This is a genomic window from Variovorax sp. P4_D9 (genome assembly GCF_056401695.1).
This window is the reverse complement of record NZ_JBFUIU010001771.1, coordinates 1-523: the sequence shown is the minus strand read 5'-3', so window position 1 is coordinate 523 and position 523 is coordinate 1. Positions and strand designations below refer to the sequence as shown.

Genomic DNA, 523 nt, shown 5'->3' with positions numbered 1-523 from the left:
CGCTGGCGGGCCTCACGAACTGGTCGCGTTCGTTGATCAAGAGCCAGGCGTCCTGCTTCTCGTCCTTGCTCTTGATCCGCACGAGTGCCCACTTGCCCCGCAGCTTGTGGCCACGAAGCTCGAATGTGAGGTCGCCGTCCTTGTAGCCCTTGCGCGGGTCGCCGATCGGCACCCAGGTGCCTTTGTCCCAGATCACCACCTTGCCGGCGCCGTACTGTTTCGGAGGGATCGTCCCTTCGAAGGCGTTGTACGAGATGGGGTGGCATCACGAACTGCAGGCCCTCGCCAGCGGACGCGCCGCCCTCTGCCGGCCCAGGCGTGACTGCGAAGTTGCGCTTCGCCTTGACTTTGCCAGTGGAGGTGCCGTAGCCATCCGCGAAATGTACGTGCGCCGCGCCGTCGACATGCAGGCGAACTCCGTCTTGCCTAGCCTGGATTTCCACGCACCACTATTTGGGTAACGCTGCTCGATAGGAGCAGACCGCTTCTGCGCCTGGCGCCGGAGTGGCCTGGGCCTTCAGCG

The 523-nt window shown here is 64.4% G+C and carries 1 pseudogene; it reads right to left on the bottom strand.

The window, feature by feature from the left end:
• A pseudogene (locus tag AC1DY5_RS58265) lies at positions 1-410 on the bottom strand (DNA polymerase ligase N-terminal domain-containing protein); the annotation flags it as partial.
• Positions 411-523: the final 113 nt, after the last annotated feature.